Below are 17,322 nucleotides of genomic sequence, written 5' to 3'. Positions count from 1 at the left end.
CCCAACCTGATGCTGGGAGACGGTGTTCCCACAGGTGGGCCCGATGCACCCGATACCGCTACGCCATCGGCGAACAAGCACTGCCGAGGGCGGGGCGGCCGGTCTCGCATCCTGCCAGCGGTCGGGGCCGTTCGACCCCTCCCGCCTGCATTCATACCCGGTATTCCGGCGAGTTTCGCGCAGTTTCCCGGGTGGCGGTGTTCGCCTGGCGAGAAGTCCGGCGGCCGATCCGTCCGGCCCGGCCGCCGAGCTGACGACGGCTCGGCCGGCCCGCGAGCCGCACTCGACCCGGGTGGGGTCCGCCGCGGCGGCCGGACGACCGGCGCCGGATCGGCCGGCCACCCGATCAGGTGCCGTCCGCGTGACCGCTTCGCCCTTACAGCGTTGCACAGCCCGGGACCGTCCCGCCGCTCGTGGACCGTCCCGGTCCGGACGGCGGACGCTCCGGCCCGCGCCCCGGCGGGCCGTGCCCGGGCGGAACTGCGGCCGCCGCCGTGCGGGCGCCCGACGGCGCCGGGCCGCGCTGCGGTCCGGCCGCGGCCGGGAACGGGCGGCCCGGCCCTGAACCTGGGCCCGCCCGGTCTGCGGCGGCTGTGCGACGGCCTGGCGGACGCCCGCGCCCGTGACCTGCCGGTCCCGGCGCCGACGCCCTGGATGACCCCGGTGGGGTCAGGAGGCGTGCGCCTTCTCGTAGTCCTCGCGCACGTTGCTGGGCACCCGGCCGCGGTCGTTGACCTGGTAGCCGTTCTCCTTCGCCCAGTTCCGGATCTTCGCGGTGTCCGGCTGGCCCGCGGAGGACCGGCCGGCCGCCCGGCCGCTGCTGCGGCGGGGGGCGCTGAGCCGCCCGCTCTGCTTGCGGCCCTTCTCGACGTACGGGGCCAGCAGGCCGCGCAGCTTCTCCGCGTTGTCGCTCTTCAGGTCGATCTCGTAGGCAACACCGTCCAGCGCGAACGTGACCGTCTCGTCCGCCGAGCCGCCGTCGAGATCGTCTTCCAGAATGACCTGAACCCTCTGTGCCACGGGCTTCCCTTTCCGTGTCAACAACTCATTGCCTGGAGAAAGGAAACCGCCTTTTCCCGGAAAACACAAACCCCCGGGCGGCCCCGGGGGTGTGCGACATGCGCGACAAGGCACTCGGCGCGCGCCCGGACTCAGTAGAGTCGCAGCAGCATGCGGGAGTTGCCGAGGGTGTTCGGCTTCACCCGCTCCAGGTCCAGGAACTCCGCGACACCTTCATCGTACGAGCGCAGGAGTTCTTCATAGACTTCCGTGGCGACGGCGGTCGGGTCTGACGTACGATCGTCGGTTTCACCGATCTCGACGAAACCGTGTTTCGCGAAGAAGTCGACCTCGAACGTCAAGCAGAAAATCCGACGGACTCCCAGCCAGCGTGCGGTCTGCAGCAGCTTGTCCAGCACCAGGTGGCCGAGGCCGTGGCCCTTGCAGGCCGGGTCCACCGCCAGGGTGCGCACCTCGGCCAGGTCCTCCCACATCACGTGCAGGGCGCCGCAGGCGACCACCGTGCCGGTGTCGTCGCGTTCGGCGACCCAGAACTCCTGCACCGATTCGAACAATGTGACTGTGGGCTTGTCCAGCAGAATCCCGTCCCGCGAGTAGGCGTCGATGAGCCCTCGCACGGCCCGCACATCGGTGGTCCGCGCCCGGCGGATGGTGACCTCCATGGCGGGACGTTATCGTGCGGGCGGCCGAGGGGTCTCCCCGGTATCGCCCGGCGGCGTATCGGGGCGCCCGGTATCGGCCACCGGCGTATCGGCCGGCGCGGTATCGGGCGGCGGCGTATCGCTCGGCGGGCTATCGGTCGGGGGCGTATCGACCGGCGCGGTATCCGGGAACGGGCCCGCCACCCGCAGCGCGTCCCGGAGGGCGTCGCGCTGCTCGGGCGACATCAGGCCGAAGAAGTGCACCAGCGCCGCGGCCGGATTGTCACTGGTCGCCCACGCGTCGTTCATCAGCGCGGCGGTGTATGCCTCGCGGGACGAGACCGGCTCATATCGATACGCCCGGCCCGCCTGCTCCCGCCGCAGCCAGCCCTTTCGGTACAGCTTGTCGAGCACGGTCATCACCGTCGTGTACGCGATTTCGCGTTCCGCCTGCAGATCCAGCAGAACCTCGCGAACCGTGACCGGGCGGTTCCACTGCCACACCCTGGTCATGATGTCGTTCTCGAGTTCTCCGAGTTGCCGCACCATAGTCCGGCCAGGATAGGGGTGTTTCGGACAGAATCGGCCCCGGCGGAAACGACACCGGCGCGCCGCCACCCGCTGGGGTGACGGCGCGCCGGTCGCGGCTGCTATTCGCCCGCGGTGGAACGGGCGGCGAGGGCGTCGGCGGCGGCGTCCTCCTTGGCCCGCTGGGCCCCGCCCTGGCTGCGGATGATCGCCCGCACCAGGAAGCCGAAGCCGATCGCCATGACCAGCGGCGGCACGATCGCGCTGACGTAGTCCATCAGGTCACTCCTCCTCGGCGGCGGCCGCGGCCGCCTGCTTGGCTTCGGGCTTCACGATCGGGAAGAGCACCGTCTCCCGGATGTTCTTGCCGGTGAGCAGCATGATCAGGCGGTCCACCCCGAGGCCCAGGCCGCCGGTGGGGGGCATCGCGTACTCCAGGGCGCGCAGGAAGTCCTCGTCCACCTGCATCGCCTCGACGTCGCCGCCGGCCGCCAGCAGGGACTGGGCGGTCAGCCGGGCCCGCTGCTCGACCGGGTCGATCAGCTCGGAGTAGGCGGTGCCGATCTCGGTACCGAAGATCACCAGGTCCCACTTCTCGGCCACGCCCGGGATCGAGCGGTGCTGGCGGGTCAGCGGCGAGACCTCGGTGGGGTAGTCCCGGATGAAGGTCGGCTTGATCGCGTTGTGCTCCAGCAGCCGCTCGATCATCTCCAGCACGATCTGGCCGTGGCCCCACTCCTTCTCGTAGGGCACGCCGGCCTCGTCGGCGAGCTTGCGCAGCTCCTCGACGGAGGTGTCGGGGGTGATCTCGCTGCCCAGGCGGGCCGAGATGCCGGGGTAGACGCTGACCTCGGCCCACGGCTCGGCCAGGTCGATCTCGTGCTCGGTGCCGTCGGGGCCGATGCCCCGGACCACGGTGGTGCCGAGGGCGTCGCGGGCGGCGTTCACGATGGTCGCCCGGATCAGCTCGGCCTGGGTGTCGTAGTCGCCGTAGGCCTCGTACGACTCCAGCGAGGTGAACTCCGGGTTGTGGGTGGAGTCCGCGCCCTCGTTGCGGAAGTTGCGGTTGATCTCGAAGACCTTCTCGGCGCCGCCGACCACCAGCCGCTTGAGGTACAGCTCGGGGGCGATCCGCAGGAAGAGGTCGATGTCGTACGCGTTGATGTGGGTGGTGAACGGGCGGGCGTTGGCGCCGCCGTGCACCGGCTGCAGCATCGGGGTCTCGACCTCGATGTAGCCGCGCTCCTCGTAGGTGCGGCGGATCGAGCGGACCACCTTGCTGCGCAGGTGGAGGATCTCGCGCGCCTCGGGGTTGACGATCAGGTCGACGTACCGCTGGCGGACCCGGGCCTCCGGGTCGGTCAGGCCCTTGTGCTTGTCCGGCAGCGGACGCAGGCACTTGGCGGTGAGCTCCCAGCGGTCGACCATCACGGACAGCTCGCCGCGCTTGGAGGTGATCACCTCGCCCTCGACGCCCACCTGGTCGCCCAGGTCGATGTCGGACTTCCAGGCCGCCAGCCGCTCCGGGCCCAGCTTGTCCAGGGAGAACATCACCTGGAGGTCGCCGGAGCCGTCCCGCAGGGTGGCGAAGCAGAGCTTGCCGCCGGTGCGGGCCAGGACCACCCGGCCGGTCACGCCGGCCCGCTCGCCGGTCGCGGTGTCCGGCTCCAGGTCGGGGTGGGCGGCGCGGAGGTCCGCGATGGTGGTGGTGCGGGGGAAGCCGACCGGGTACGGGTCGACGCCGGCCGCCCGGAGCCGCTCCAGCTTTTCGCGCCGGACGCGCATCTGCTCGGGAAGGTCGTCGGTCGCGGGGACAGTGCTCTGATCGGTCACCCCACAAGGGTAGCCAGCCGAACGGCCGCTCCCGTCAGGGGATGGGGCACCGCCCCGGCCGCGTCGCACCGGCCCGGCGGGCGGGGCCCGGGGCCGGCCGGGCGGCCCCGGACGTGCGCGGGGGAGGCCCGGTGGACCGGACCTCCCCGGGCGGCCGGGTGCGGGCGGCTCAGCCGGTGCCGGTGGCCAGCTCGGTCTCCTCCTGCGGCGCGGTCCGGTCCGCCGGGCGCGGGCGGCGGCCGAACAGTTCGGCGGGGGTGGGCATCCGGCGCGGCTGGTGGGTCTGCTTGTCGTGCGGACCCGGCTTGCCCTGGGCGGCGGGCCGGCCCGGCTGGGGGCGGCCGGCGGTGGTGATCCGGGCGGACTGGGCGGAGTTGCTCATCGGGATCCGTCCTCCAACTGGGTGGTCCGCGGTGTCGGGGGCCGCGGCGAAGGTGGGTGCGACGAAGGGTGCGGCGGCCTGGTCGGGCACCGCCGTCAGGTGGCGCGCACCGGTGCCGAGCGAGAGCCGCTCGCGGACCTCGGCCTCGGCGAGCGCGTGGCAGCGCCCGGCCAGCCGGGACCGGCGGGAGCGCTCGGCCGGACCGCAGGGCCTGCGGGTGAGGGAGCGCAGCGCCGCGAGGTCGTCGGGGGACGGCAGGTAGCCGTCCGCGACGGCCTCCTCCAGCCGTTCCAGGTAGCCGGCCGCGCTGCCGGGCAGGGCGGCCCGGTAGCGGGCGAGGTCCGCGAGCAGGAACGCCCGCAGCCGGCCGCCCTCCGCGACGGCCTCGTCGATCGCCTCGGTGAGGTGCAGGGCCTCCTGGACGTCCTCGGCCCAGAGTTCGGGCACCGGCGCGGGCGGCCGGAGGCGGTCGGGCATGGCCGGGTGGAGGGCTTGGGCGAGGGCGCGGCGCAGCACGCGGACTTCGTCGGCGCTGAACGCCATGCCGCCGCGCGATCCGTGAGGCGTAGGCATGCGCTGACCCTACGTGACGAATATCCGATTTGTCGGGAGTGTCGGATCAAGAACCCACGTTTGGCCCGACGTCCGCCCGGGTGCCCGTCCCGGGGCCCCGCAGCCCGGCGGACGGCCGCTCCCGTCCGGACCGGCAGCCTCCGAACCACCGGCCCGGCGGCCCGCGGCCGGAGCGGACGCCGGAGCGCCGTCAGGCCGCGGTGGCCGGGCGGTTGCGCTCGAAGATCAGCCGCAGGCCGATCAGGGTGAGCCAGGGCTCGTGCACGTCGATGGTCTCGGCCTCGCCGAGCACCAGCGGGGCCAGCCCGCCGGTGGCGATCACCTGGACGTCGTCCGGGTCCTTGGACAGCTCCCGGGCCATCCGGTTGACCAGGCCGTCGACCTGGCCGGCGAAGCCGTAGAGGATGCCCGACTGCATCCCCTCGACGGTGTTCTTGCCGATCACGTTGCGCGGCCGGGCCAGCTCGATCTTGCGCAGCTGGGCACCGCGCATGCCGAGCGCCTCGACCGAGATCTCGATCCCGGGGGCGATCGCCCCGCCGACGTAGTCGCCGCGCTCGTTGACGGCGTCGAAGGTGGTCGCGGTGCCGAAGTCGACCACGATGCACGGGCCGCCGTAGAGGTGGTTGGCCGCCAGCGCGTTGACGATCCGGTCCGCGCCGACCTCCTTGGGGTTGTCCATCAGCACGTGCACCCCGGTCTTCACCCCCGGCTCCACGATCACCGCGGGGACGTCGCCGTAGTACCGGCGGGTCACCTCGCGGAGCTCGTGGAGCACGGCGGGCACCGAGGAGCAGATCGCCAGCCCCTCCACCCGGTCCGAGGCGGAGACGATGGGGTGCGCACCCATCAGGCCCTGCATCAGCACCGCGAGTTCGTCCGCGGTGCGGCGCGGGTCGGTCGAGATCCGCCAGTGCTCGACGATCTCCTCACCGTCGAACAGGCCGAGCGTGGTCTGGGTGTTTCCGACGTCGATCGTGAGGAGCATGGGGTGCTTTCTGGCTCGGGCGAAAGGTCAGGCGCGGAGGTCCAGGCCGATGTCCAGGATCGGCGAGGAGTGGGTCAGGGCGCCGACGGCGAGGTAGTCGACACCAGTGTCGGCGACCTCGCGCGCGGTGGCCAGGGTCAGACCGCCGGAGGCTTCCAGCTTCGCCTTGCCGGCCACCAGTGCGACGGCCTGCTTCAGCTGCGCCACGGTGAAGTTGTCCAGCAGGATCAGCTCCGCCCCGGCGTCCAGCACCGGCTGGATCTGCTCGACGGTGTCGACCTCCACCTCGACCGGCAGCTCCGGGTAGAGCGCCTTGACGGCCTTGAACGCCTCGGCCACCCCGCCGGCCGCCACCACGTGGTTGTCCTTGACCAGCGCCGCGTCCGAGAGCGCCATCCGGTGGTTGGCCCCGCCGCCGCAGCGCACCGCGTACTTCTCCAGCGAGCGCAGGCCCGGGGTGGTCTTGCGGGTGTCGCGGACCACCGCCGAGGTGCCCTCCAGGGCGTCGGCCCAGGCCCGGGTGGCGGTGGCGATGCCGGACAGGTGGCAGAGCAGGTTGAGCGCCGAGCGCTCGGCGGTGAGCAGGTCGCGGGTGCGGCTGCGTACCGAGAGCAGCACCTGGCCGGCCTCGACGGCGGCGCCGTCCTCGACGTGCCGCTCGACCTCGAACTCCTCCTCGCAGACCAGCGAGACCACGGCCTCGGCGACCCGCAGGCCCGCCACCACACCGGCCTGACGGGCCGTGAAGTCGGCGGTGGCGACCGCGTCGGCGGGCACGGTGGCGACCGAGGTGACGTCCTCGCCGCCGGCCAGGTCCTCGGCCAGCGCCAGCGAGGCGATGTCCTCCACCTCGACCGGGTCCAGGCCGGCCTCCTCCAGCAGCTCGGCCAGCGCCGGGTCCAGCCCGGTCTCGTACGCCTCGCCGTCGCCGCAGGCGCAGCCGTCGCCGCAGCCCTGGTCGGCCAGCGGGAGGTCGGCGTGCTCGTGGTCGTGGTCGTGGGTCATCGGGTGCTCCTTGCGGGGGTTCGCCGGCGGCGGCCGGGCGGAAGGCGAGGGGGTTACTGGGGCTCGACGGTGCTGACGGGGGTGCCGTCGGCGGCGAGGACGGTCACCAGGTGGCGCTGCCAGTGCGCGTCGTCGCGCTCGGGGAAGTCCTCCCGCCAGTGGCAGCCGCGGGTCTCCGCGCGCTGCGCGGCGGCGGCGACCAGGGCGGTCGCGACCAGGTGCAGGTTGGTGGCCTCCCAGGTCTCCACCCGCGGGTCGGCGGGCTTCTCCTCGGCGGCGTGCGCCAGGGCGGCCCCGGCCAGGGCGGTCAGCCCGGCGGCGGTGGCAGCCATCGAGGCGGCCGAGCGCAGCACGCCGGCGCCCCGGGACATCAGCCGCTGGATGTCGGCCCGCGCCTCGGGCGCGAGCAGCGGCACCGGGTGCGCGGCGCGGGCGCCCGCCACGTCGACGGCCCGCTCGGGCAGCTCGCCGGCGTGGTGCCGGGCGGCCAGGTCGGCGGCGATCCGCTCGGCGAAGACCAGGCCCTCCAGCAGTGAGTTGGAGGCCAGCCGGTTGGCGCCGTGAACGCCGGTGCAGGCCACCTCGCCGCAGGCGTACAGGCCCGGGACGGTGGTGCGGCCGTGCAGGTCGGTGCGGATGCCGCCGGAGGCGTAGTGCGCGGCGGGTGCGACCGGGATCAGGTCGGTGACCGGGTCGATGCCGTGCGAGCGGCAGGACGCCAGGATGGTCGGGAAGCGCTCGGCCCACATCGCGGCGCCGAAGTGGCGCCCGTCCAGGTACATGTGCTCGGCACCGGTGAGCTCCATCCGCCGGGTGATCGCCTTGGCGACGATGTCCCGGGGCGCCAGCTCGTTCAGCTCGTGCTGCCCGACCATGAAGCGCACGCCGTCGGCGTCCACCAGGTACGCGCCCTCGCCGCGGACCGCCTCGGAGACCAGCGGCTGCTGGCCCTCGGCGTCCGGGCCCAGCCACAGCACGGTCGGGTGGAACTGGACGAACTCCAGGTCGGTCACCTCGGCCCCGGCGCGCAGCGCCAGCGCCACGCCGTCCCCGGTGGAGACGGCCGGGTTGGTGGTGGCGGAGAACACCTGGCCCATGCCGCCGGTGGCCAGCACCACCGCCCGGGCGCGGATCGCGCCGACGCCGTCGCGCTGGCCCTCGCCCATCACGTGCAGGGTCAGGCCGGCCGCGTGGCCCGCCGCGTCGGTCAGCAGGTCGAGCACCAGCGCGTGCTCGATCAGCTCGACGCCCGGGTCGGAGCGCACCGCCTCGACCAGCGCCCGCGATATCTCCGCGCCGGTGGCGTCGCCGCCGGCGTGCGCGATCCGGCGGCGGTGGTGGCCGCCCTCGCGGGTCAGCAGGATCTCGCCCTCGTCGTCCTTGTCGAAGGCCGCACCGGTGGCGATCAGGTGCCGGACCGCGTCCGGGCCCTCGGTGACCAGGGTGCGCACGGCCTCCTCGTTGCAGAGCCCGGCACCGGCCACCAGGGTGTCGGCGAGGTGCTGCTCGGGGGTGTCGCCGGGCCCCAGGGCGGCGGCGATGCCGCCCTGGGCCCAGCGGGTGGAGCCGTCGTCGAGCATCGCCTTGGTGACCACCATGGCCCGCAGGCCGGCCTTGCGGGCGTTGAGCGCGACGGTGAGGCCGGCCACCCCGGAGCCGACCACGACGACGTCGGTGGTCGTGGTCCAGCCGGGGGCGGGAGCGGTCAGGCGGTACGACGACATGGCTTCACTTGCTCCTTCAGTGCGCGGCGGTCGGGGCCGCGCCGTCGGCATCACGGTACGCGCCCGGGCCCGGCGACGCGGGGGCCCCCAGGTCCCCGCGCAGCAGGCCGCTGCCCTCGGGGGCGTCGGCGGCGTCCGGCCCGATGGAGGTGACCCGGTTGGCGGCGTCCACGAACACCACCTTCGGCAGGTACGCCTTGGCCTCGGCGGTGTCCATCTGCCCGTAGGCGATCAGGATCACCAGGTCGCCGGGGTGCACCAGGTGGGCGGCGGCGCCGTTGATGCCTATGACGCCGGAGCCGCGCGGGCCGGCGATGGTGTACGTCTCCAGCCGGGCGCCGTTGGTCACGTCGACGATGTGGACCAGCTCGCCGGGCAGCAGGTCGGCCGCGTCGAGCAGGTCCTCGTCCACCGTGACCGAGCCGACGTAGTGCAGGTCGGCCTGGGTCACGGTGGCCCGGTGGATCTTGGACTTGAGCATGGTGCGGAGCATCTGGTCACGCCTCCTGTGAGTGCATGCCTACTTCGGCTACGGGGTGGGGGAGCCGCAGTCGGGGACTGCTGGCGGGGTCCTAGCGGACGATGATGCGGACGTTGTCGATCAGGCGGGTGGACCCCACCTTCGCGGCCACGGCCAGCACCGCCTCGCCCTGGAAGTCGTCCGGCGCCTCGGTGAAGGTGTCCGGGTCGATCAGGGCGAGGTAGTCGAGGTCGACACCGTCGGCGGTGTCGAGGGCGGCCGCCGCGGCCTCGCGGACGGCCTTCGGGCCCTGCGCACCGGCGTCCCGCCCGGCGAACAGCGCCCGGGACAGCGCCAGCGCCTGCCCGCGCTCGGACTCGGACAGGAACCGGTTGCGCGAGGACAGTGCCAGGCCGTCCTCCTCCCGGACGGTCGGCACGCCGACGATCTCCACGTCGAAGTCCAGGTCGGCCACCATCCGCTGGACGATCGCCAGCTGCTGTGCGTCCTTCTCGCCGAAGAACGCGAAGTCCGGGTCGGTGATGTGCAGCAGCTTGGCGACCACGGTCAGCATGCCGTCGAAGTGCCCGGGGCGGGACGCGCCCTCGAACCGCTCGCCCATCGGGCCCGCGGCCAGCCGCACCAGCGGCTCGCCGTTCGGGTACATCTCCTCGGTGGTCGGCGCGAACACCACGTCCGCGCCCGCCTGTTCGGCCAGCCGCAGGTCGGCGGCCAGGTTGCGCGGATAGCGCTCCAGGTCCTCGCCGGCGCCGAACTGGAGCGGGTTGACGAAGACCGTCACCGCGACCCGGCCGTCCCGGCCGACCTGCTTGCGGGCGGCCCGGATCAGCGCGGCGTGGCCCTCGTGCAGTGCGCCCATGGTCATCACCACCGCGTTGTCCACCGGCTGCTCGTCCGGCCAGAAGGCCGCCTCGAAGTCCGCCACGGTGTGCGTGAGCTCGGCCTTGTGGACCTTGGGCGCCGGCTTGCCGCCGCGCTGGTTCTTGCCCGCCATCAGTGCTTCTCCTCGTTCAGTACGTCCAGCAGGGCCGCCGCCGGCTCTGCTGCCAGAGACCCGCCGCGGACCGCCCGCTGCGCGGTGGCCCGGGCCATCGCGCGGTACGCCTGCCCGATGTCCGGGGCCACCGTAGCGAGCTGGTCCAGGTGCCGGCGCACGGTGCCGACGTCACCGCGGGCGACCGGGCCGGTCAGGGCCGCGTCGCCGGCCCGCAGGGTGTTGTCCAGGGCCGCGCCGAGCAGCGGGCCCAGCAACTGCCCGGGCTCGGCCACCCCGGCCGAGCGCAGCAGCTCCATCGCCTGCGCGACCAGGGTGACCAGGTGGTTCGCCCCGTGCGCGAGCGCCGTGTGGTAGAGCGCCCGGACCTGCTCCGGCACCCACTCCGGCTCGCCGCCCATCTCCACCACCAGGGCCTCGGCCACCGGCCGCAGCTCCTCGGGCGCGGTCACCCCGAACGGGCAGCCGGCCAGCCGGGCCACGTCCACCGAGGTGCCGGTGAAGGTCATCGCCGGGTGCAGCGCCAGCGGCAGCCCGCCGGCCCGGGTGGCCGGCTCCAGGACGGCGACCCCGTGCGCGCCCGAGGTGTGCACCACGATCTGCCCGGGCCGCACCGCGCCGGTGGCGGCCAGCCCGGCCACCAGGTCCGCGAGCGCGTCGTCCGGCACCGTCAGCAGGACCAGGTCGGCGGCGGCCAGCACCTGCGGCGGGGAGACCAGCCGGACCCCCGGCAGCAGCGCCTCGGCCCGGCGCCGCGAGGCCGCCGACACCCCGGACGCGGCCACCACCCGGTGGCCCGCCAGCTGGAGCGCCGCACCCAGTGCGGGACCGACCCGGCCCGTCCCGACCACGCCTACGGCGAGGCGGGCGGGGCGGTTCCCCGGGTCCAGCGGGTCGCCGAACGGGTCGGCCGCGGCGGGGAAACCTGCGTGGTCGGACGTGCTCACGGCTCGGCCCTCGTCCTTAACTTCCGTTCCGGTCCTCTGCGGGTACCAGACGTACCGCGTCATTCTACGGCCGCCCCGGCGACCGCCCGGGCACTGCCCGGTCACCCGGAGCGGTGGCTCGTGGCGCCGGCCCTTCCCCGCCGCGGCGGCCGCTGCCACGATGGGCCGAGGGCGGCGGAACCACTCGGGGACCCGGTGTCCGGGCCGTTCCCGGGAGCGTGGCGGGGCAGGGCGGGAGCCGTTCCGTCGGGTGCGCCGCGCGACCTCGGCGCGGTCGGTGGCGGCGCGGTCGGTGGCTCGGTCGGTGGCGGCTCAGTCGGTGGCGCCCGCCCGGATCAGGCCGGCCTCGTAGGCGAGGACGACGGCCTGGACGCGGTCGCGCAGGCCGAGCTTGGCGAGGATCCGGCCGACGTGGGTCTTCACGGTGGCCTCGGACAGCACCAGCCGGGCGGCGATCTCGCCGTTGGACAGGCCCTGGGCGACCAGCAGGAAGACCTCGCGCTCGCGCTCGGTGAGCGGGCCGAGCGTGGTGGGGCCGGGCGCGGAGGCCGGGGTGGGGAGCACCTCCGCGAAGCGGTCGATCATGCGCCGGGTGGTGGTCGGCGCGACCACCGCGTCACCGGCGTGCACCGACCGGATCGCCGCCACCAGCTCGGTCGGCGGGACGTCCTTGAGCAGGAAGCCGCTGGCCCCGGCCTTGAGCGCGGCGAAGGCGTACTCGTCCAGGTCGAAGGTGGTCAGGATGAGCACGTGCGGGGCGCCCTCGACCGGCGTGCCGTCCTCGCCCAGGCAGATCCGGCGGGTCGCCTGGACACCGTCCAGCCGGGGCATCCGGACGTCCATCAGGATCACGTCCACCTGGGTGGTCCGCAGCAGCTCCAGGGCCTGGGCGCCGTCGCCGGCCTCGGCCGCGATCTCGATGTCGCCCTGCGACTGGAGCACCATCCGGAAGCCCGTGCGGAGCAGTTCCTGATCGTCCACCAGCATCACCCGGATGGTCACGTGAGACTCCTTGTCGCTCGGTCGCCGTCGCTGCTGCGCCGGCCTGACGCTACTTGGCCGGCTTGAGGGGGAGGACCGCCCGGATCCGGAAGCCGCCGCCGGGCCGGGGGCCGATGTCGAGGCTGCCGCTGACCATGCCGACCCGTTCGCGCATGCCGATCAGACCATGGCCGTGGCCGTCGGCACCACCGTCGACCAGCTGCTCGGCGGTCGACCCCCGGCCGTCGTCCTCGATCAGGACCTCCAGGTCCCGCTCGCGGAAGTCGACCGCCACCCGGGCCCTGGCCCCGGGGCCGCCGTGCTTGCGGACATTGGTCAGCGCCTCCTGCACGATGCGGTACACCGTCAGCTCCAGGCCGCGCGGCAGCCCCCGCTGGTCGCCGGTGGCGGTGAACTCGACCGGCAGACCGGCGGTCCTGACCTGCTCCAGCAGCTCCGGCAGCTCCTCGACGCCGGGCTGCGGCACGTACTCCTCGGTGGTGTCGGCGGTGCGCAGCACCCCCAGCAGGCGGCGCATCTCCACCAGCGCCTGCCGGCCGGTGGCGGCGATCGTGCCGAGCGCCTCCTTGGCCTGCTGCGGGGAGTTGTCCAGCACGTAGGCGGCGCCGTCGGCCTGGACGATCATCACCGAGACGTTGTGCGCGACCACGTCGTGCAGTTCGCGGGCGATCCGGGCGCGCTCCGCCGCGACCGCCACCTTGGACTGGGCGTCGCGCTCGCGCTCCAGCCGCGAGGCCCGGTCCTCCAGCTCGATCAGGTACGCCCGCCGCACCCGGGTCAGCCGGCCCCAGGCCCAGCACAGGATGAACGGGGTGGTCATCAGCGCGGCCAGGAACAGCGCCCGCGGGAAGTCCTGCGGCGAGTCGCTGTGGTCGGCCCCGGAGGCGAACCGCCACACCGTCAGCGGCCCGGCGGCGACCCCGGCCGCCAGCATCAGCCGGGACGTCCACGGGGTGCCGAAGGCGGCGCCGGTGTACGCGAAGATCAGGTAGCCGATGCTGGAGAAGCTCGGACTGATGTTGAACGCGATCTGTGACAGACCCAGCAGGACGGCCAGCGCCGAGGTGGCGTCCGGGTTGCGCCGCCGGAACACCATCAGCAGCGGGATCGCGAGGGCGACCAGCACGCCCAGGAGCTCCTGACCGTCCTGTTCGACCGCCGCCAGGACGCCGAAGAAGAGAACCGGCAGCGCCCAGGCGGAGTCCACCACCATGGGGTGTCGGCGGAGCCAGGCGTTGAGTCGATGCACGATTCCAGCCTAGGGAGTCGCCCGGCCGCTCCAGGTCCGCCGGGAGGGCGATCCGCTCTACTCCGCAGGGTGGAGACGCCCCCGGCTTCGGTAACGTCCCCGGACATGGACTGGATGTGCTGGCGGCCCGCCATGGAACAGGCCCTGTACGGGGTGGACGGCGGCTTCTACCGCAGGCCGGAGGGCCCGGCGGGCCACTTCCGGACCTCCGTGCACGCATCACCCCGGTACGCCGCGGCGGTGGCCCGTCTGCTGGCGGGGGTGGACGAGGCGCTCGGCCACCCCGCGGAGCTCGCCTTCGTCGACGTCGGCGCCGGGCGGGGCGAGCTGACCGCCGGTGTGCTGGCGGCCGCCGGGCCGGACCTGGCGTCCCGGCTGCGCCCGTACGCGGTGGAGCTGGCCGGCCGCCCCGCCGGGCTGAGCGAGGCGGTGGTGTGGACGGACCGGGTCCCGCAGGGGGTGCGGGGGCTGCTGTTCGCCAACGAGTGGCTGGACAACGTGCCGCTGGACATCGCCGAGCGCGGCGAGGACGGCGTGCTCCGCTACGTCGAGGTCTCCGCCGCGGGCGAGGAGCGGCCGGGCGCGCCGGTGACACCGCAGGACGCCGACTGGGCCGCGCGCTGGTGGCCCGAGGGGGACCGGGTGGAGCTGGGCGGGCCCAGGGACCGGGCCTGGGCGGAAGCCGTCGGCGGGCTGGAGCGCGGGCTGGCGGTCGCCGTCGACTACGCGCACTCCAGGGCCGCGCGGCCGCCGTTCGGCACGCTGGCCGGGTTCCGCGGCGGGCGGGAGGTGCGGCCGGTGCCGGACGGCGGCTGCGACCTGACCGCGCACGTCGCGCTGGACTCGGCGGCCGTGCCGGGTGTCCACAGCCTGTGGACGACCCAGCGCGAAGCCCTCCACGCGCTCGGCGTGCACGGCGCACGCCCCCCGCTCGCGCTCGCCTCCAGCGATCCGGCCGGCTACCTGCGCGCCCTGTCCGGTGCGGGCGAGGCCGCCGAGCTGACCGACCCCGCCGGGCTGGGCGGCTTCGGGTGGCTGGCGCAGGCCGTCCGGATGCCGGTACCGCAGAGCCTGGCCGGGCTGCCGGGATGGCAGACTCTCACCCCATGAGGGAGACCACGGTCGGCATCGGCGCAGGCGCGCAAGAGCTCACCAGCGAGCTGGGCACCAGCGACATGGTGCTCAACATCGGACCGCAGCACCCGTCCACGCACGGCGTGCTGCGGCTGAAGCTGGTGCTGGACGGCGAGCGGATCGTCGCCGCCGAACCGGTGATCGGCTACATGCACCGCGGCGCCGAGAAGCTCTTCGAGGCCCGGGACTACCGGCAGATCATCATGCTGGCCAACCGGCACGACTGGCTCTCCGCCTTCGCCAACGAACTCGGCGTGGTGCTCGCCGTCGAGCGGATGCTCGGCATGGAGGTGCCCGAGCGCGCGGTCTGGGTCCGCACCATGCTGGCCGAGCTCAACCGGGTCCTCAACCACCTGATGTTCCTCGGCTCGTACCCGCTGGAGCTGGGCGGGATCACCCCGGTCTTCCACGCCTTCCACGGCCGCGAGGAGCTCCAGCACGTGCTGGAGGAGGCCTCCGGCGGCCGGATGCACTACATGTTCAACCGGGTCGGCGGCCTCAAGGAGGACCTCCCGGCCGGCTGGCTCGGCCGGGTCCGGGCCGCCGTCGCCACCGTCCGCTCGCAGCTGCCGGTCTTCGAGGACCTGGTGCTCGGCAACGAGATCTTCCGCGGCCGCACCGCCGGGGTCGGCGTGCTGTCCGCCGAGCACGTGCACGCCTACGGCGTCAGCGGGCCGATCGCCCGGGCCAGCGGTGTCGACTTCGACCTGCGGCGCGACGAGCCGTACCTGGCGTACGGGGAGCTCGCCGACGTCCTCACCGTGGTCACCCGCGAGGAGGGCGACTGCCTGGCCCGGTTCGAGTGCCTGCTGGAGCAGACCGCCAACTCCCTCGACCTCGCCGACGCCTGCCTCGACCGGCTCGCCCAGCTGCCCCCGGGGCCGGTCAACCTGCGGCTCCCCAAGGTCCTCAAGGCCCCCGAGGGCGAGACCTACGCCTGGACCGAGAACCCGCTCGGCATCAACGGCTACTACCTGGTCTCCCGCGGCGACAAGACCCCCTGGCGCCTCAAGCTCCGCTCCGCCTCCTACAACAACATCCAGGCCCTCACCGAACTCCTCCCGGGCACCCTGGTCGCCGACATGGTCGCCATCCTCGGCTCGATGTTCTTCGTCGTCGGCGACATCGACAAGTAACCCCGGACGCACCCCAAGTGCGCCGGGGCACCGCCCTGCTGGTGCACCCCCCAGGGGCGCGGGGAACTGCGCGAACTCGGAAGCCCGGGTGCCGCACCTACCCACCACCGGTCCGCGGCACCTCCTCCGGGCCACCCCCGCCGGGTCACCCCGCAAGGGCGCCCCGCCGGTGGCGCCCCCTACGCCAGGTCCGCCGGGTGCGGCGCCAGGTTGCGGTCGGCGCCGGCCGCGATCCGCTGCTCGCAGAGCCGGACCAGTTCCCGGTAGCCGGCCGGCCCCATCAGCTCGGTGAGCTCGGGCCGGTAGCTGACGTACACCGGGTCCGGGGCGTTGTGCGCCTCCGGGCTGCCGGTGCACCACCAGTGCAGGTCGTGCCCGCCCGGCCCCCAGCCGCGGCGGTCGTACTCACTGATGGTGACCTGGAGGTACCGGGTGTCGTCCGGGCGGTCGATCCAGTCGTAGGTGCGCCGCACCGGCAGCTGCCAGCAGACGTCGGGCTTGGTCTCCAGCGGCTCCTTGCCCTCCTTGAGCGCGAGGGTGTGCAGCGCGCAGCCGGCCCCGCCGGCGAAGCCGGGGCTGTTGAGGAACAGGCAGGCACCGTTGACCCGGCGGGTCTGCCGGTCGCCGTCCTCGTCGAGCATGGTGATGCCGCCGTCGACCTTGAGCCGGCCCTTGGCGTCGGTGCCGTGCTCGAAGTTCTCCCAGGTCTCGGGGGTCAGCCGGGCCGCGTGGCCGATGACCCGCTGCTCGTCGTCCTCGTCCGAGTAGTGCGCGCCGAGCGTGCAGCAGCCGTCGGAGGCGCCGCGGCCCGGCCGGATGCCGTGGCAGCCCTTGCCGAAGATGCAGCCCCAGCGGCTGGTCAGCCAGGTGAGGTCGCAGCGGAAGACCTGCTCCTCGTCGGCCGGGTCGGCGAACTCGACCCAGGCCCGGGCGAAGTCGAGCGGCACCTCGGGCCGGACCGTCGGCGGGGCGAGGTCGACCAGGACCGGCCCGGCCTGGGCCTTGACGGCCTTCGGCTTGTCCTTGTCCCTGTCCTTCTTGGACTTCTTGTCGGACTTCGCGCTCTTCACGGTCTCTGCTGCCACCTTGCAAGGGTAGGCCCTCGAACAGCGGGGACCGGCCGGTCCGAGGGCGCTCCCCGGCCGTGTACGCCGCCGCCCGCCCGCCTGCCGCACCGCCGTTCGCCGCCCCCGGCTCGTGAAACGGCTGTGAAAACGGCGCCCCGTCGCTGCGGTGCCCCCGGGCCCGGGGCCTAGGATGGCGGCCGCCGGGGGAACGGCGACGACGCGCCAGCGGGGACGGGGGAGACGGTCGGATGGCGGACAGGGTAGTGATCAAGCCGTGGGAAGTCCACGGCGAGGGGCGGGAGTTCGAGTCGATCTCGGCCGAGTTCGGGCGCGCCGCGGCCGAGCTGGAGGACGGGCTGGCCGCGCTCGGTACCCCGTGGGGCCAGGACGGGCCGGGCAGCGGGTTCGGCACGGCGTACGGCGAGGCGCGCGAGGGCGTGCTGGCCGGGCTGCAGGGGCTCGCCGAGCGGCTCGGCGCGGTCGGCGGCGGGTTGCACGCGATGGCCGACAACGCGGACCGCAACGAGGCCGGTGTCCGGGCGGACTTCACCCGGCCGGGAACCACGGCCGGGCCGCACCCGGTCTGAGCCTGAACAGCCGGGCCACCGACGACCCGTA

The 17,322-nt window shown here is 74.0% G+C and carries 18 protein-coding genes; 3 read left to right on the top strand and 15 right to left on the bottom strand.

Annotated features, from left to right (window positions below; translation table 11 throughout):
• Nucleotides 1-669 precede the first annotated feature (669 nt).
• The 14 genes from AC2TEW_RS28605 to AC2TEW_RS28540 form a co-directional block, all read right to left on the bottom strand.
• Nucleotides 670-1,020 carry a histone-like nucleoid-structuring protein Lsr2 gene (locus tag AC2TEW_RS28605; RefSeq protein ID WP_033821627.1) on the bottom strand — a complete coding sequence of 117 codons (351 nt, stop codon included), beginning with the start codon at nucleotides 1,018-1,020 and terminating at the stop codon, nucleotides 670-672.
• Between the two features lie 131 nt (nucleotides 1,021-1,151).
• Nucleotides 1,152-1,682, bottom strand: a complete 531-nt coding sequence (locus AC2TEW_RS28600) for an amino-acid N-acetyltransferase (RefSeq protein WP_484626247.1) — start codon at nucleotides 1,680-1,682, stop codon at nucleotides 1,152-1,154.
• A gap of 9 nt (nucleotides 1,683-1,691) precedes the next feature.
• Entirely contained in the window at nucleotides 1,692-2,210 is a 519-nt protein-coding gene (locus AC2TEW_RS28595) for a BlaI/MecI/CopY family transcriptional regulator (protein ID WP_484626246.1), read from the bottom strand.
• Nucleotides 2,211-2,311: 101 nt separating this feature from the next.
• Complete coding sequence (locus AC2TEW_RS28590) at nucleotides 2,312-2,467, bottom strand: hypothetical protein (protein ID WP_484626245.1); 156 nt, start codon at nucleotides 2,465-2,467, stop codon at nucleotides 2,312-2,314.
• Nucleotides 2,468-2,471: 4 nt separating this feature from the next.
• Nucleotides 2,472-4,022 (bottom strand): bifunctional lysylphosphatidylglycerol synthetase/lysine--tRNA ligase LysX, encoded by a 1,551-nt coding sequence (gene lysX / locus AC2TEW_RS28585; RefSeq protein ID WP_484626244.1) that lies wholly within the window; start codon nucleotides 4,020-4,022, stop codon nucleotides 2,472-2,474.
• A 169-nt stretch (nucleotides 4,023-4,191) separates the two neighbouring features.
• The gene (locus AC2TEW_RS28580) at nucleotides 4,192-4,977 is read right to left on the bottom strand and encodes a hypothetical protein (RefSeq protein WP_484626243.1); all 786 of its coding nucleotides are present in this window, start codon (nucleotides 4,975-4,977) and stop codon (nucleotides 4,192-4,194) included.
• A 190-nt stretch (nucleotides 4,978-5,167) separates the two neighbouring features.
• Nucleotides 5,168-5,965, bottom strand: a complete 798-nt coding sequence (locus AC2TEW_RS28575) for a type III pantothenate kinase (RefSeq protein ID WP_033821633.1) — start codon at nucleotides 5,963-5,965, stop codon at nucleotides 5,168-5,170.
• A 27-nt stretch (nucleotides 5,966-5,992) separates the two neighbouring features.
• Nucleotides 5,993-6,970: a carboxylating nicotinate-nucleotide diphosphorylase gene (gene nadC, locus AC2TEW_RS28570; RefSeq protein ID WP_484626242.1), complete on the bottom strand. Its 978-nt coding sequence runs from the start codon at nucleotides 6,968-6,970 to the stop codon at nucleotides 5,993-5,995.
• A 53-nt stretch (nucleotides 6,971-7,023) separates the two neighbouring features.
• A complete protein-coding gene (locus AC2TEW_RS28565) occupies nucleotides 7,024-8,694 on the bottom strand; it encodes an L-aspartate oxidase (protein WP_484626241.1) in 1,671 nt (556 codons plus the stop codon).
• 16 nt (nucleotides 8,695-8,710) lie between these two features.
• The gene (gene panD / locus AC2TEW_RS28560) at nucleotides 8,711-9,187 is read right to left on the bottom strand and encodes an aspartate 1-decarboxylase (protein ID WP_484626240.1); all 477 of its coding nucleotides are present in this window, start codon (nucleotides 9,185-9,187) and stop codon (nucleotides 8,711-8,713) included.
• A gap of 79 nt (nucleotides 9,188-9,266) precedes the next feature.
• Nucleotides 9,267-10,169, bottom strand: coding sequence for a pantoate--beta-alanine ligase (gene panC, locus AC2TEW_RS28555; protein WP_484626239.1), 903 nt, complete (start codon nucleotides 10,167-10,169; stop codon nucleotides 9,267-9,269).
• Nucleotides 10,169-11,116, bottom strand: coding sequence for a Rossmann-like and DUF2520 domain-containing protein (locus AC2TEW_RS28550; RefSeq protein ID WP_484626238.1), 948 nt, complete (start codon nucleotides 11,114-11,116; stop codon nucleotides 10,169-10,171). Before AC2TEW_RS28550 ends, panC begins: the two co-directional genes overlap by 1 nt.
• A 312-nt stretch (nucleotides 11,117-11,428) precedes the next feature.
• Nucleotides 11,429-12,118, bottom strand: coding sequence for a response regulator (locus AC2TEW_RS28545; RefSeq protein WP_484626237.1), 690 nt, complete (start codon nucleotides 12,116-12,118; stop codon nucleotides 11,429-11,431).
• A 49-nt stretch (nucleotides 12,119-12,167) separates the two neighbouring features.
• Nucleotides 12,168-13,367 (bottom strand): sensor histidine kinase, encoded by a 1,200-nt coding sequence (locus AC2TEW_RS28540; RefSeq protein WP_484626236.1) that lies wholly within the window; start codon nucleotides 13,365-13,367, stop codon nucleotides 12,168-12,170.
• A gap of 105 nt (nucleotides 13,368-13,472) precedes the next feature.
• Between AC2TEW_RS28540 and AC2TEW_RS28535 the strand changes: the two genes are divergently transcribed.
• The gene (locus AC2TEW_RS28535) at nucleotides 13,473-14,477 is read left to right on the top strand and encodes an SAM-dependent methyltransferase (RefSeq protein WP_484626235.1); all 1,005 of its coding nucleotides are present in this window, start codon (nucleotides 13,473-13,475) and stop codon (nucleotides 14,475-14,477) included.
• On the top strand, nucleotides 14,474-15,637 hold the full coding sequence (locus tag AC2TEW_RS28530; RefSeq protein WP_484626234.1) for an NADH-quinone oxidoreductase subunit D: 1,164 nt from the start codon (nucleotides 14,474-14,476) through the stop codon (nucleotides 15,635-15,637). The genes AC2TEW_RS28535 and AC2TEW_RS28530 overlap by 4 nt, the downstream gene beginning before the upstream one ends.
• A gap of 179 nt (nucleotides 15,638-15,816) precedes the next feature.
• Here the strand turns inward: AC2TEW_RS28530 and AC2TEW_RS28525 are convergent, their stop codons facing one another.
• Nucleotides 15,817-16,722 (bottom strand): DUF3109 family protein, encoded by a 906-nt coding sequence (locus AC2TEW_RS28525; RefSeq protein ID WP_484626233.1) that lies wholly within the window; start codon nucleotides 16,720-16,722, stop codon nucleotides 15,817-15,819.
• Nucleotides 16,723-16,952: 230 nt separating this feature from the next.
• Here AC2TEW_RS28525 and AC2TEW_RS28520 point away from each other — a divergent pair, with 230 nt between their 5' ends.
• Entirely contained in the window at nucleotides 16,953-17,291 is a 339-nt protein-coding gene (locus tag AC2TEW_RS28520) for a hypothetical protein (protein WP_484626232.1), read from the top strand.
• Nucleotides 17,292-17,322: the final 31 nt, after the last annotated feature.

It is taken from the genome of Kitasatospora sp. NEAU-CNBT7, from assembly GCF_057220535.1.
Note: the sequence above shows the minus strand (reverse complement) of the source record. Positions and strands in the feature narration are given on the sequence as shown.